The sequence below is a fragment of the Sphingomonas sp. BL-S-30 genome, assembly GCF_055521475.1.
On the sequence record NZ_CM145481.1, the window covers coordinates 321121 to 334798 of the forward strand.

At 63.2% G+C, this 13678-nt stretch carries 11 protein-coding genes; 8 read left to right on the top strand and 3 right to left on the bottom strand.

Features of this window, described 5'->3' with window-relative positions:
• The first annotated feature begins 186 nt into the window (after positions 1–186).
• From ACZ1I5_RS01255 to ACZ1I5_RS01280, 6 genes are all read left to right on the top strand, one after another.
• On the top strand, positions 187–2217 hold the full coding sequence (locus ACZ1I5_RS01255) for an outer membrane protein assembly factor BamB family protein (RefSeq protein ID WP_465171935.1): 2031 nt from the start codon (positions 187–189) through the stop codon (positions 2215–2217).
• A gap of 66 nt (positions 2218–2283) precedes the next feature.
• Positions 2284–3213, top strand: a complete 930-nt coding sequence (locus ACZ1I5_RS01260; RefSeq protein WP_465171936.1) for an acetaldehyde dehydrogenase (acetylating) — start codon at positions 2284–2286, stop codon at positions 3211–3213.
• Complete coding sequence (dmpG, locus tag ACZ1I5_RS01265) at positions 3210–4268, top strand: 4-hydroxy-2-oxovalerate aldolase (protein WP_465171937.1); 1059 nt, start codon at positions 3210–3212, stop codon at positions 4266–4268. The genes ACZ1I5_RS01260 and dmpG overlap by 4 nt, the downstream gene beginning before the upstream one ends.
• Positions 4268–5182, top strand: coding sequence for an NHL repeat-containing protein (locus ACZ1I5_RS01270; RefSeq protein ID WP_465171938.1), 915 nt, complete (start codon positions 4268–4270; stop codon positions 5180–5182). The genes dmpG and ACZ1I5_RS01270 overlap by 1 nt, the downstream gene beginning before the upstream one ends.
• Positions 5183–5236: 54 nt before the next feature.
• On the top strand, positions 5237–6097 hold the full coding sequence (locus ACZ1I5_RS01275) for an IclR family transcriptional regulator (RefSeq protein WP_465171939.1): 861 nt from the start codon (positions 5237–5239) through the stop codon (positions 6095–6097).
• Positions 6098–6199: 102 nt separating this feature from the next.
• Positions 6200–7465, top strand: a complete 1266-nt coding sequence (locus ACZ1I5_RS01280; RefSeq protein WP_465171940.1) for an MFS transporter — start codon at positions 6200–6202, stop codon at positions 7463–7465.
• A 466-nt stretch (positions 7466–7931) separates the two neighbouring features.
• On the opposite strand, the gene ACZ1I5_RS01285 is transcribed toward ACZ1I5_RS01280, so the two are convergent.
• The 3 genes from ACZ1I5_RS01285 to ACZ1I5_RS01295 form a co-directional block, all read right to left on the bottom strand.
• Positions 7932–8255, bottom strand: coding sequence for a hypothetical protein (locus ACZ1I5_RS01285; RefSeq protein WP_465171941.1), 324 nt, complete (start codon positions 8253–8255; stop codon positions 7932–7934).
• 213 nt (positions 8256–8468) lie between these two features.
• Positions 8469–9440 carry a hypothetical protein gene (locus tag ACZ1I5_RS01290; protein ID WP_465171942.1) on the bottom strand — a complete coding sequence of 324 codons (972 nt, stop codon included), beginning with the start codon at positions 9438–9440 and terminating at the stop codon, positions 8469–8471.
• A 167-nt stretch (positions 9441–9607) separates the two neighbouring features.
• Positions 9608–12211, bottom strand: a complete 2604-nt coding sequence (locus ACZ1I5_RS01295; RefSeq protein ID WP_465171943.1) for an RNA-binding domain-containing protein — start codon at positions 12209–12211, stop codon at positions 9608–9610.
• Between the two features lie 396 nt (positions 12212–12607).
• On the opposite strand from ACZ1I5_RS01295, the gene ACZ1I5_RS01300 reads away from it, so the two are divergent.
• A complete protein-coding gene (locus ACZ1I5_RS01300) occupies positions 12608–13249 on the top strand; it encodes a DUF433 domain-containing protein (protein WP_465171944.1) in 642 nt (213 codons plus the stop codon).
• On the top strand, positions 13249–13638 hold the full coding sequence (locus tag ACZ1I5_RS01305) for a DUF5615 family PIN-like protein (protein WP_465171945.1): 390 nt from the start codon (positions 13249–13251) through the stop codon (positions 13636–13638). The genes ACZ1I5_RS01300 and ACZ1I5_RS01305 overlap by 1 nt, the downstream gene beginning before the upstream one ends.
• Positions 13639–13678 lie beyond the last annotated feature (40 nt).

Below are 13678 nucleotides of genomic sequence, written 5' to 3' on the forward strand. Positions count from 1 at the left end.
TACATGAGAGGATATGCCATGGTTGCGTTGACACTTTGGGCGCTCGACCGGACGCTTGGGGGCATGACGACGGCGTGAAGCAGCGCCCCGGGGGGATGATGTCGGCAGGGCCACACCGTGCTGACGACAGGTTCATTCACCCGTGAAGAATGAAAAACGGCCTGGGGCCGAGGAGAGACGGATCGCATGACGCAGGGGTTCACCCGCCGCCAGCTTTGCCAGACCGGGATCGCGCTCGTCCTGGCGGCGCGGGCGCCGGCCGTGCTGGCGCAGGGCCTCGGCGCGCCGCTGGTGCCCGGCAATCCCGATCTGTCCGCCGGCACCGACAAGGGCGAATGGCGTACTTATGGCGGCGGCCTGTCGAGCACGCGCTATGCGCCGCTCGACCAGATCACGCCTGATAATTTCTCGAAGCTCGAAGTCGCCTGGCGCTTCCGCCCGGACAATCTCGGCCCGTCGCCCGACCCCAATCTCCAGGCGACGCCGCTGATGGTGGACGGCGTGCTGTACCTCACCGCCGGATCGCGCCGCGCGGCGGTCGCGCTCAATGCGCGGACGGGCGAGATGCTGTGGAAATATAATATCGACGAGGGCGCCCGCGGCGAGAAGGCCGTGCGCCCGGGCAGCGGCCGCGGCCTGAGCTACTGGACCGACGGCAGGGAGAAGCGGATCCTGTACGTGACGCCGGGATACCGGCTGATCGCGCTCGATGCCGCGACCGGCGATCCCATACCGGGCTTTGGCGACCAGGGCGTCGTCGACCTGAAGACCGGGCTCGACCAGGACGATGTCGACCTGGTCGGCGCCGATATCGGGCTTCACGCGACGCCGCTGGTGGTGGGCGACATCATCGTCATCGGCGCGGCGCATCTGCCGTCCTCGACGCCGATGAAGAAGCATATCAAGGGCGCGATCCGCGGCTATGACATTCGCACCGGCAAGCGGCTGTGGATCTTCCACACCATCCCGCAAAAGGGCGAGTTCGGCAACGACACCTGGCTGAACGGGTCGGAAGTCTATACCGGCAATGCCGGCAGCTGGGCGCAGATGAGCGCCGATCCCGAACTCGGGCTGGTCTATGTCGGCGTCGAGCTGCCGACCGGCGACTGGTATGGCGGGTCGCGGCCCGGCGCGGGCCTGTTCGGCGAAAGCCTGGTCGCGCTCGATGTGAAGACCGGCGTGCGCCGCTGGCATTTCCAGTTCGTCCATCACGGCATGTGGGATTATGACGTGCCCTGCGCGTCGATCCTGGCCGACATCACTGTCAACGGCCGCAAGATCAAGGCGATCGCCCAGCCGAGCAAACAGGCCTGGGTCTATGTGCTCGACCGGGTGACGGGCAAGCCGGTCTGGCCGATCCCCGAACGCAAGGTGCCCAAGGGCGACGTGCCGACCGAATGGTATGCGCCGACTCAGCCCCATGTCACCAAGCCGCCGGCGTTCGATCGCCAGACGGTGACGGTGGACGAGCTGATCGACTTCACGCCCGAGCTGCGCGCCGAGGCGACCAAGCTGATCCAGGATTACCGCTATGGCGAGGGCGGGCCGTTCCTGCCGCCGACCTTCAGCCAGTGGCCGCGGCCGCGCGCGTCGCTCGTCACGCCGTATGGCGACGGGGCGGGGCAATGGCCGGGCGGGGCGCTCGATCCCGAAACCAACATGCTCTACGTCTTTTCGAACCTGTCCTATGGCGGCCTGGCCAACAAGCCGGCCGACCCCAGGGTGACCGATCAGGCGATGGTACCGGGCATGGTCTCCGCCCCCGACGAGGCAGGGCGGCGGCCGACCCGGCTCACCATAAGGGGCCTGCCGCTGCTCAAGCCGCCTTATGGCCGGATCACCGCGATCGACCTCAACAAGGGGGAGATCGCCTGGCAGGTGCCGCATGGCGAGACGCCTGACGAGGTGCGCAACCACCCCGATCTCAAGGGCCTGACGATCCCGACCACGGGCAGCATCGGCAAGGTCGGCACGCTGGTGACCAAGACGCTGGTGATCGCCGGCGACGGCACCGCGACGACGCTGAACGGCGTCAAGGGCGCCTGGCTCAAGGCCTATGACAAGAAGACCGGTGCCGAGGTCGGCCGCGTTCGCATGGCGAAGCGGGCGACCGGATCGCCGATGACCTATTCGATGGGCAGCAAGCAATATCTCGTGATCGCGACGACCAACCCGGGCGAGCCGGGCGAACTCGTGGCGTATCGCCTGCCCGGATAACCGAAATCGCGCCGGCTCTGTCGGCGGCACCAGGAACTGAGGACGATGGCTTCAACCAGACCGAAAATGAAAGTGGCCATCATCGGATCGGGCAATATCGGCACCGATCTGATGATCAAGATCATGCGAACATCGGACATATTGGAAATGGGTGCGTTTGTCGGGATCGATCCGGAATCGGACGGTCTCAAGCGCGCCGAGCGCATGGGCGTAGCGATCACGCATGAAGGCATGGACGGCCTGACCCAATTGCCGGTCTGGCCCGAGATCGGGATCGTGTTCGACGCCACCTCGGCGGGCGCGCACCAGCGCCATAACGAGATCACCGGCGCCGCGGGCAAGGTGATGGTCGACCTGACCCCGGCGGCGATCGGCCCCTATGTCATCCCGGTCGTCAACGGCGAGGATCATCTCGACGCGCCCAACGTCAACATGGTGACGTGCGGCGGGCAGGCAACGATCCCGATGGTCGCGGCGGTCTCTTCGGTCGCGACGGTCCATTATGCCGAGATCGTCGCGTCGATCGCCTCCAAGTCCGCCGGCCCCGGCACGCGCGCCAATATCGACGAATTCACCGAGACGACGTCGAGCGGCATCGAGCAGGTCGGCGGCGCGGCGCGCGGCAAGGCGATCATCATCCTCAATCCCGCCGAACCGCCGATGATCATGCGCGACACGATCTTCACCCTGTCGAGTGGCGGGACCGAGGCGGAGATCACCGAGGCGGTCGAAGCGATGGTCGCGAAGGTCCAGTCCTATGTGCCGGGCTACCGGCTGAAGCAGAAGGTCCAGTTCGAACGCTTCGGGTCGAACAACCCGGTGGTCATCCCCGGCTATGGCAGTTTCGAGGGACTGAAGACCTCGATCTTCATCGAGGTGGAGGGCGCTGCGCATTATCTGCCTGCCTATGCCGGCAATCTGGACATCATGACCTCGGCCGCGCTGCGCACCGCCGAGAAGATCGCCGAGCGTCGCCTGACGGGAGTGGCGGCATGACCCCGGGCGGCAGGAAGCTCTACATCCAGGACGTCACCCTGCGCGACGGCATGCATGCCATCCGCCACCGCTACAGCATCGACCATGTCCGCGCGATCGCCGCCGCGCTCGAGGATGCGAAGGTCGACGCGATCGAGGTCGCGCATGGCGACGGCCTCAACGGCTCGAGCTTCAACTATGGCCTGGGCGCACATACCGACTGGGAATGGATCGAGGCGGCGGCCGATGTCGTCAGGCATGCGCGGCTGACCACGCTGCTGATCCCCGGCATCGGCACGATCGAGGAGCTGCGCCACGCACACAAGCTCGGCGTGACCTCGGTGCGGATCGCGACGCATTGCACCGAGGCGGATATCTCCCGCCAGCATATCATGGCGGCGCGCGACATGGGCATGGACGTGTCCGGCTTCCTGATGATGAGCCATATGAGCGAGCCCGATGCGCTCGCCGCGCAAGCCAAGCTGATGGAGGATTATGGCGCGCACTGCGTGTACGTCACCGACAGCGGCGGCGCGCTCGACATGGACGGCTATCGCGAACGCCTGCTGGCTTATGACCGGGTGCTCAAGCCCGAGACCGAGCGCGGGGTGCATGCGCATCACAATCTCTCGCTCGGCGTCGCCAATTCGATCGTCGCGGTGCAGACCGGCGCGCTGCGCGTCGATGCGAGCCTGGCCGGCATGGGGGCAGGGGCGGGCAATGCGCCGCTCGAGGTGTTCATCGCCGCCGCCGAGCGCAAGGGCTGGCAGCACGGCACTGACCTGTTCAAGCTGATGGACGCGGCCGAAACGCTGGTCCGACCGCTGCAGGACCGCCCGGTCCAGGTCGACCGCGAGACGCTGATGCTCGGCTTTGCCGGGGTCTATTCCTCCTTCCTGCGCCATGCCGAGCGCGCCTCGCGCGACTACGGCATCGACACGCGCGACATCCTGATGGAGCTGGGCCGCCGCAAGATGGTCGGTGGGCAGGAGGACATGATCGTCGACGTCGCGCTCGATCTGCAGAAACGCGCCGGCCTGGCGCCCGATTCAACGATAAAGACAGGAGAGGTCTGATGAATCACATGATGTTGGGGCGCCGGCAGATGCTGGGCGGCGCCGCGCTGATGGCGGCGATGGCCGCGCTGCCGCGCGACCTGATGGCGATGCCCGCGCCGGACCTGTCGAAGGTCAAGACGCGCACCACCGGCCCGGTCGAGGCGATGATCTACAAGGCGCCGCATTACGGCCCGAACGGCCTGTGGATGAGCCCCGAAGGCATGTGGATCATCCACCAGATCGACGAGAATTACGCGACCCTGATCGACGTCGACACCGGCAAGGTGCTGCGCGAGATCCAGTGCGAGGGCGTGTTCCGCTCCAGCGGCATCTGCATCGACGATGAAGGCGTGATGTGGATCGGATCGACCTATAACCGCCTGATCGTCGCCTGCGACGCGAAGACGGGCAAGGCGATCGCCAAATACAGCACGCCCGGCGCCGGCCAGATCTATTCGCAAAAGGGCGATGTGAAGGGCCCGCGCACCCCGCTCAAGCCCGCCTGGCCGCCGCCCCCGCCGGCGGGCCCGTCGGGCCGCCGCGGTGCCGGCAAGCAGGATATCACCGCGACCGAGGGCCCGGTCGGCACCGGCGCGCATTGCCCGTTGCCCAAGGGCAATCTGCTCTATGTCGACGTACCGCCCGCCCGCGCGATCTTCGCCATCGACAAGACGACATGGGAAGTGCAGCTGAGTTTCCCGACGGCCGGCGACCGGCCGCACGACATGGCGTGGGCGAATGCGGAAAAGACGAAGCTGTGGTGCTCCGATTCCAACCTCAACGCCTTTTTCCTGCACGATGCGGCGACGGGCCGGATCCTGGAGCGCGTCAACCTTCCCGCGGGCTCTCCGATCATTCACGGCGCGAAGCTCCATAATGGGTATATGTACATGTGCGACGATGTCGGGTGGATGAATCGCGTGCGGTTCTGAGTGCCTGCCGAAGGGGCCCGCCAGAGGCCCCTCGGCGCCCCAAGGAGAGAGATTATGGCAACGCCAAAGAACAAGTCGGTGCAAAAAGCCTTCAAGATGCTCAGGGCCTTTCACGAGCCTGACGAATGGCTCACCAGCGCGGAACTCAGCCGCCGCGCGGGCTTTCCCGAGGCGTCGGGCTATCGCCTGATCCAGACCCTGCTGGAGATCGGCGCGGTGATCCAGGACGGGCGGGGGCGCTACGGCCCGGGCATGCTGCTGATCTCGCTGTCGCGCTATGTCGCGCATGACCGGCTGCTGCAGAGCGCCGCGAGCGCGATCCTGGAGGACCTCGCCGCCGAGCTCGACCTGATCGTCCATATGGGCGTGCTGGAGGACGGCATGGTGACCTATGTCGCCAAGGCCGGCCGCAACGAGCGCTTCAACGTGCACACCAAGGTCGGCACGCAGCTCGAGGCCTATTGCTCGGGCCTGGGCAAGGTGCTGCTCGCCTCGCTGCCGCTGCGCGAGCTGGAGGCGTTCATCGTCGAGGGCGATCTGGTCGCGCTGACCCCGAACACCATCACCGAGCCCAATGCCTTTCGCGCCGAGATCGAGCGCGTGCGGCGGCGGGGCTGGGCGATCGACAATTGCGAGATCGACAGCGACCTGCGCTGCGTCGCGGTGCCGGTGCGCGATTCCACCGGGCGGACGATTGCCGCGATCTCCTCGTCCGACTGCGCCGGCCTGATGAGCGAGGAGCGCGTCGCCGAGATTCGCGAGGCGCTGACCTTTGCCGCCGAGGCGATTGGCACCCAGGTGTTCCGCACCAGCGGCCCGTCGCCCTTTCGCCTTCCCGCGGCCGGGCCGGCGGCAGTGACGCCGCCGCGCGCCCGCAAATATTACGAGGTCGTGGGCAGCAGCCGCGCACACTGATCCGACACTGATCTGCCGCCGCCCTGCCCCTCCAACCGGGGCCAGGGCGGGATTTTCCCGAAGCTCGATCGAACGGTGCATGACGACATGGCGACATCCGGAATGACGGCAGCGACGGCGCAGCGCCCCACCCGGGTGCGCCATGCCGTGCTGTGGATGACCGTGCTCGCGTACATGATCACCTATATGGACCGGGTGGTCATCTCCACCGCGGCGCCCTCGATCCGCGCCGAGTTCGACCTGAGCAAGGAGACGATGGGCTGGATCCTCGGCGCGTTCCAGATCTCCTATGCGCTGTTCCAGATCCCCGGCGGGTGGCTGGGCGACAAATTCGGGCCGCGCGCGGCGCTGACCGGGGTGGTCGCCTGGTGGTCGGCCTTCACCGCCGCCACGGTGCTGACCTGGAATGCCGGGTCGCTGATCGTCTGCCGATTCCTGTTCGGCATGGGCGAGGCGGGCGCCTTCCCGATCGCGACGCGATCGCTGTCGCGCTGGATCCTCCCCTCGGAGCGCGGCTGGGCGCAGGGCGTGACTCATGCCGGATCGCGCTTCGGCGGGGCCGTCACGCCCGTGCTGGTCGCGCTACTGATCGCGAGCTTCGGCTGGCGCGCGCCGTTCCTGCTGTTCGCGCTGGTCGGGCTGGGCTGGGCCGCCGCGTGGTGGCTGTTCTACCGCAACTCGCCGAGCGAGCATCAGGGCGTCAACGCGGCGGAGCTGGCGCTGATCGAAGGCGCGGTGGGTGCGGCCAAGCGCGAGCGCGGCGCGGTGCCCTGGGCCAGGATCCTGCGCTCGCCGCAGATGTGGCTACTGTCGCTGATGTATTTTTGTTACGGCTGGGGCATCGTCACCTTCCTCCAATGGTTCCCGACCTACCTGCACGACGCGCGCGGCTTCGAGCTGGCGGCGATGGGCCTGGGCGCCAGCATGCCGCTGATCGCCGGCGTGGCGGGCGACCTGGCCGGCGGCTGGATCTCGGACCGGCTGCTCCACCGCAGCGGCAAGATCACCTGGGCGCGGCGGGTGGTGATCTTCGTGGGTTTCACCATCGCCGCCGTGGCGGTCCCGCTCGCCGCGCTCAGCGCCGACCCGATCGTCGCGATCGCCTGGTTCGGGCTGGCGGTGTTCGGGCTGGAACTGGTGGTCGGCGTCGCCTGGGCGATCACGCTCGACATCGGCGGCGAATATGCCGGGTCGGTCTCGGCGGTGATGAACACCTTCGGCAACCTGGCCGGCGCGATCGCCGCGGTCGCGACGGGGTATATCGTCGCGCATAGCGGGTGGAACAGCGCGTTCTTCGTGATCTCCGGGCTGGCGGTGGTTGGGGCGCTCCTGTGTCTCAAGGTGGATGCATCGCGGAAGGTGGCGTGAGCGACCGAATTTCCCTGTTCCTGCGGCAATAACAGCGAATTAACAGGGAATTTTACTTTTTTCGGGAGCTCATGAGCGTTTTTCGTGTGATTTTTCGGCTGGAAATCAACAGCTTGGAGACCAGTTCCCTGATACCCCGGAACAGGGAATTTCGCGGCGCGGAACAGCGAATTGGGTCGAGCGGAACAGGGAAATCGCCTCGATCGCGCGCGGGCGGCGGGCGTGGTACTTCGAGCCGTTTCCGGGCTGGCGAGACGTGTTCTGTTCGGCATGGCCATGGTGGATGGTAGCGGCGCTTCAGGCAGGTTTGAATCAAGCCGCGCGGAAAGGCACATCCGGTCGACGCCTGTCTCGGGGCGTGGCGCGCAGACCGACGGCTGTTGTTTTCTTCTGCCGAACAGAAGGACAAGGCTTCGACAGGCTCAGCCCGAACGGTGAGAGATGATCTGGTCGATCGAGTGTTGCCTTATCGCCGAACCGCCCGCAGCCCCTTGGTCAGCGCTACATAAAGCACCCCCGCAATCACCAGCGCAATCGGGATCGACCACAGCCCCAGCAGCTCGCGCGATCCGTCCGTCTGCCCGACGATGCCGGCGCTGATCGTCCCGTCGGCGCGGCGGAACAGGCCGACATGGTCGCTCCAGAACGGCTTGAGCACCGCGATCGCGGTGAAGGCGGCCAGCAACAGGTAGCCGAGGCCGAAGGCAGAAGCCGCCATCGCCCGCGTCGAACCCGCCAGCACCGCATGGAACAGCCCGCGCGCGATCAGCGTCGGGCGATAGGTGCGCATGCCGCGATCGAGCAGATGGTCGGCGATGAGCGGCCGGAGATAGTCGATCGGCCGCCCCAGCCGGCCCAGCGCCGCGGACAGGCGCTCGACCTCGCTGCCGCCGGTCAGCTGACGTAAAAAGGTCGGACCCTAGATCGCCGTCGAGGCGGGCGCGTTCGGTCCTGAGGCGAAGTTTAGCTGATCTTCGACAATATTTGGCTGAGCTCTGAAGCCTTAACTGCCTAGTGCTTCCGTCCCATTCTCGGCGGGAGGGCCTGTGACCACCTTATCCGGGTCACGCTCATTATACTCGCGCGCAAACTCCTCATCCGACCACGCGCCATCCCCATAGTCAGGAACGTCGAAGACGTCCCAGCCGCCTATTCTGGGCGCCATGCCGAATAGTGGTCCAACGAATGGGCATTTCGGGATGAAGTATGCAACGATAAATGGATGTGTTTCATATGACTTCTTAATGAACACATGTCCTAGCGTTCCAGTGATGAACCAAGGCCGGAGCGCAAAGCTGGCGAATTGCTGTTCGATAATCGCGCGCATGCACTGGATCGCCGCAAGAGCATCGTCTCGCAGAGTGTGGTAGACGTTAGGATTGAAATGGATAGACTTGTGTCGAGTCCGCATGAGAGCGCGAAACTCACTCGCTGCATTCGGCAAGAGGATGTCCCACGCAACTAGTGTGTCGATGCACATCTTCCAGTTCGAAAATGATTTCTGCCCACCGACCGCCGCGTGCTCCGGTGTGTGTATAAAATAGTCGCGCATATCAAGAACTAAGTGATTCAAAATCCGCTCTCCGAGCGCGCAGGCTCCTACCAACGCAGGATAATAATCCCCGATAACAAAGCTACGTCTAATTTGCTCGAAAAACTCGTTGTGATAACTGATGACAGACATCGGCTTATTGCCGAGCGCCAAAAAATTCGCGATCTTGGAGTCGAGATTCCACTCACCGTATTCCGCTGCCAATTCGCGACGTGTTTGCTCTTGATTGGCGCGGTGCATCTCTTGCATCTCCGGCTCCCAATGATCCTCGATCGCCATGCCGAGCGTCAGCGCTCGGCTGTCGAAGTCCATGCCCCAACTGAGATGCCGCCTTTTACTCGCATCTGGGATGCGGGCTTTGAACTCGGCCAAGGAGATGTTCGGCGGCACATCGTAGATTGTTGCGCGATTCTTGTTAGTCATAGAACATCATACCGGGATCCCGGTCTGGCAGGCAAGTTTGCCACATCTCTTGGGAATCTGCATGACAATAACTTAAAGAGCTAAGTACTTGGTCTTCCATATAAATCGGCCCATTGTCGCTCAAATCTAAGCTAATTGGGACTGGCGGAAGGCCAGTTGACAACGGCCTAGCCTATCGAAGCCTGCAACGCGGCGCCTCGATATTCAAGCTCGCGACGACGGCTCTCGATGTCGCTTGTCGCCAGCGTGTCACGCTTATAGCCCGCGAGCTGCTGTTCGATCTTCTCCAGCTTGCCCAGCATTCGGCTCAGCAGCTTGCAGGCGGATAGGTCCGCGACCGGGCGGCGCTCTGCGTCCCGCCACCATTCCTCCAAGGCGGTAACTCCTTTCTCAAGCAGATCGATGACAACCACGTCGGCCGTGGCTAGCCTGGCGACTCCTTCGAAGACGCGAAGCCGGTCCCCCGCCCGCGGGTTCGCCCGATCAATCGCGTCGACATAGGCGCGGGCGAAGTCAAAGCGTTGACTTATCAGGGCGTTGAAATAGCTCGCCTCAAGGCGCGTCCGGCGCATCTTGGCTGTGACGCGCTCGACCGCCTCAATCGCGAGTTCTGCGACCCGATCCGGATCGCCCCGGATCCGGGCCGTGCTGATCATCTCACTATTGGCTTTAAGATGCGCGGCGAGCGCAGGGTCACGATCAGGCTCGTTTGAGATGCGTGTGCGGGTAATTTCTCGCAAGCCGCTCCAGTCCTCAATCTGGGTCTTGGCCCGGATCATGTTTGGCAGAAGCTCTGACTTGGTGCAGCCGAGCTTGGCCGCCGCGTCCAATTCCCGGTCGGCGTCGCGGAACCTTGGCGGTCGCGTGCGGAGGAGTGCCGCGCCGAGGATGCTCGCAGCATCGCCGTTGGTGGGGAACTTCTTTCGCAGTTCCGTGGCGACGATCAGAGCCTCATCGAAACGTTCGCCGCCCCACTGGCGTACGATTGACCGTATGCTCGCGCCGACCTGTCGCTCTTGGTTGCCGCTGCGTTCGTGCGCGCGGGCGACTGCGGCTTCCACCGATCGACCGGCCTCGCCGAGTTGCGCTCTGACCAGGTCAAGGACGGCTTGCAATTCATCGGGAACACTGATCGCCGAATCCTGATGACCCTTCGAAATCGTCGCCATGAGGTGGTAGGCCTGAAGTCCGGCGACGTGCTCCCGCACAATTCGAGGTTGCATATCGACGACCTCCGCGATGTCGCTCAGCGACGTCTCGCCAAGTAGCAGCACGGCATAAAGTATGCGTGCTTCCATACCGGTAAGTCTTGCGAGCTCCCGCTCGAATGCGAAGCTCCGGACCTCCTCGCCATCGCGCCCCTTCCACTTCTCGATTACGTCGCGCCTGTTCTCTCCAAGCTTCACAAGACGCACGATCGACGCCGCGAAAAGTGGTGACCCCGATGACGCTTCGAAAATTTCGTCTAATTCAGGGCCTTGATAGGGCTGGATGTCGAAGGCGCAGCAGAGGTTGGCCAGATGCACTTCGAAGTCAGGCCGCTCAAGGCCTCTTATCTTCACAATCGCAGTTGGCGGCAGCCCTTGATCGATGCGCGACGTCATGAGTATGCGGGATGGTGACAGTTCGCGACCGACAGTTCGGAGCGCGATGCTGTTGAGGGCCGCTACAGTCTCCTTCTGCTCGTCGGGAGAGAGGGTGTCTAAGTCGTCCACGATGACCAGCGACGGGATGGTCGAGAGCGCCTCGACCAAGCGGTCGCCTACCTCAGTGAAGCTGGGCTCCTCCTCCGAGATTGGCATTTCGTGGCTGAGCGCCTTCAAGATTTCGTTGAACAAAGAATTGAGGTCGCTGAAATCCACGCGGGAGGTCGGGACCATGCGTCCGCGCAGCGCAGAGAATGTCTGCTGCTTGGCGGTCAACCAGATGACCGTCTCGACCTCGCCCGCCCCGGTCTCAATGACCTCTTCCGCGAATCGGTAGGCTAGGGTCGTCTTCCCGAGTCCGCCGATCCCCGTGATCAACCGGACGGGACTGCGGGCATCCCCGATCCATGTACGGAGACTCGCGAGTTGCTCTTCCCTGCCTACAAACTCGAGCAGGTCGCTGTCGCGCGCCGGCAGGTACGCTTGGACGGCAATGGTCGTTACACCTGTCACCTGTTCTGGTGGAAGACGCTCGGAATGCAAGAACAGCCAGTCTTCGTGCGTATTGGTCGCGGCTCGGCACTCATCTCGTACCCTGACGTAAACCTCTTCAAGAAAGGTTCGCTTGCCGTTGGGTTTCTCGGGACCCTTACGAACGAGTTTGACCGGTGGCGCGCCCGCCGGCCGACGAGGAATGAGAAGGAGGCCCAGTGGAACCGCCGTCCCGTCAGGGCCTTGATATTCAAGTGTGTGACACAGGCATTCTATACTGGTTCCGGCGTAGCTCTGGAGCGTCTTGTTCAGATCGGCACAATTGAAAATGCTCGTGTTTCCGATAATGCGATCGCGCCCCTTGTCCGTCACGCCGAAGAGAATGTAGCCGCCGTAAGCATTGTAGAAAGCCACGGCATCCTTTACAATTTCCGCCACCGCGATGCGGTGCGCGGTTTTTTCGGCCTCGTTCGGCTGCTCTGGCAGGAACGGCGCTTGGGCCTTGTAGTCCCAAAGCTGGCCCTCGCAGTCAAACGGGCGACCGTCTGGCAGCAGCAGGCCCAGAACCTCTTGCGTCAGCGCGTGATTGTCGACAGCGATCTTTAGCGCGTCGATAACGTTGTCAGCAGTCAAGTATCCCCCCCGCCCGCCGGTCAACAGCGGCTTAAACGATATTGCTAGCCACCTTTCTGTTATTCCGCCATAGACAAAAATGCGTCCATGCTGATCAGTGAGGCTGAAGAAGCCTGCTGCGAGATCAGGGGAACCTCGTTGACGGTGCATCAATTCGACGGACGGGAGCGTCGGCAGTGCTCGCTAGTGCAATTAAAATTCACTGGTAGCGAGATTTCTATTGTTGGAAGAGCGTTGCGACAGGTGTGACAGGATCGGATGTTAGCGACGAGACCGGAATGCATGGTTGCGGGCTTGGCATACGCGTAGGGGGGCGGACTGCCATCGCCTAATTCGCGACAAGTTCGCATTCATCCCGGCTGGTATGCGGTAGCGATCAATGCGAAGGATCGGACGATGAGCGGAACAGACAACATCGTCGGCGCCTTCAGTGAGGAACAGGCCGCACGCCTGTCAGGCGTCTCGCTTAACCAACTCCGCCGTTGGGATGCGGACGGCTTCTTTTCTCCAAGCTTCAGTGACACAAAGGGAGTGCCCTTCGGACGAATTTACTCGTTCCGTGACATAGTGTCGCTTCGCGTACTGAACGATCTGCGTAACAAAAAGCGCATCACGCTTGCGCACCTGCGCGAGGTTTCGCGTGAATTGTCGCACCTTGGTGACGAAAAATGGACGGTCACGACCCTGTATGTCCTCGGTCGGCGTGTCGTTTTCGACGATCCACGTACAAATCTTCGCCAGGAGGTGGTGAGCGGCCAACGGGTCTTTGACATCCCTCTTCGGGTAGTGATTTCAAGCACAAAGCGGGCCGTTCAGGAACTCAACGATCGAAACGACCGGGTCGGCCAGGTGGTCCGGGCCCGCTTTATCGCCCAGAACGAGCCGGTGATCGCTGGCACGCGAATCTCCGTTACCGCCATTCGCGAGTTCGCCGAAGCAGGTTACTCGCCCGCCAAAATCATCAAGGAATATCCCGGACTTACCGAAGCGGATATCGATGCTGCCCTTGCTTATAATTCGGAGCCGGTCGCCGCCTAATGGCGAAGGCGGCAACCAAGCTAGATTTCTTCCTCGACAACAATGTTCCCGATTCGATCGGCCGCTTCCTTCAGCGTCGAGGACACAGCGTCCAGCGACAGCGCTTCTGCATTCCCGCGGACTCGCCTGATCCGGTGGTCGCTATGACGGCGCTGAAAGCGGGTCGTATCCTCGTAACGCAGGACAAGGATTTCAACAGTCAACGTTTCCAACAGGATCGCTTCGCATCGCTGAGCCGAATCTCGTTGAGCGGAGCGTCGACGACGTTGCTGCCGGCGTTGAAGGAGCATCTGCACCTGATTGAGTTTCAATGGGCACACTGCCAGCAGATCAAGGCCGTCCGAATGGTGGCCTTTGTGAAGCTCGGCAACGTTCGCTTCAAGTCGTGAGAAAAGTTGGAGTTGTGACCTCAACTTCGTCGGTAAACTG

What these genes read in the sequence shown, in the direction of transcription:
- ACZ1I5_RS01270 (WP_465171938.1), top strand. Translation starts at nt 4,268, where the DNA reads ATGAATCACATGATGTTGGGGCGCCGGCAGATGCTGGGCGGCGCCGCG.
- ACZ1I5_RS01275 (WP_465171939.1), top strand. Translation starts at nt 5,237, where the DNA reads ATGGCAACGCCAAAGAACAAGTCGGTGCAAAAAGCCTTCAAGATGCTC.
- ACZ1I5_RS01290 (WP_465171942.1), bottom strand. Translation starts at nt 9,440, where the DNA reads ATGACTAACAAGAATCGCGCAACAATCTACGATGTGCCGCCGAACATC.
- ACZ1I5_RS01260 (WP_465171936.1), top strand. Translation starts at nt 2,284, where the DNA reads ATGAAAGTGGCCATCATCGGATCGGGCAATATCGGCACCGATCTGATG.
- dmpG (WP_465171937.1), top strand. Translation starts at nt 3,210, where the DNA reads ATGACCCCGGGCGGCAGGAAGCTCTACATCCAGGACGTCACCCTGCGC.
- ACZ1I5_RS01305 (WP_465171945.1), top strand. Translation starts at nt 13,249, where the DNA reads ATGGCGAAGGCGGCAACCAAGCTAGATTTCTTCCTCGACAACAATGTT.
- ACZ1I5_RS01300 (WP_465171944.1), top strand. Translation starts at nt 12,608, where the DNA reads ATGAGCGGAACAGACAACATCGTCGGCGCCTTCAGTGAGGAACAGGCC.
- ACZ1I5_RS01255 (WP_465171935.1), top strand. Translation starts at nt 187, where the DNA reads ATGACGCAGGGGTTCACCCGCCGCCAGCTTTGCCAGACCGGGATCGCG.
- ACZ1I5_RS01285 (WP_465171941.1), bottom strand. Translation starts at nt 8,255, where the DNA reads ATGCGCACCTATCGCCCGACGCTGATCGCGCGCGGGCTGTTCCATGCG.
- ACZ1I5_RS01280 (WP_465171940.1), top strand. Translation starts at nt 6,200, where the DNA reads ATGACGGCAGCGACGGCGCAGCGCCCCACCCGGGTGCGCCATGCCGTG.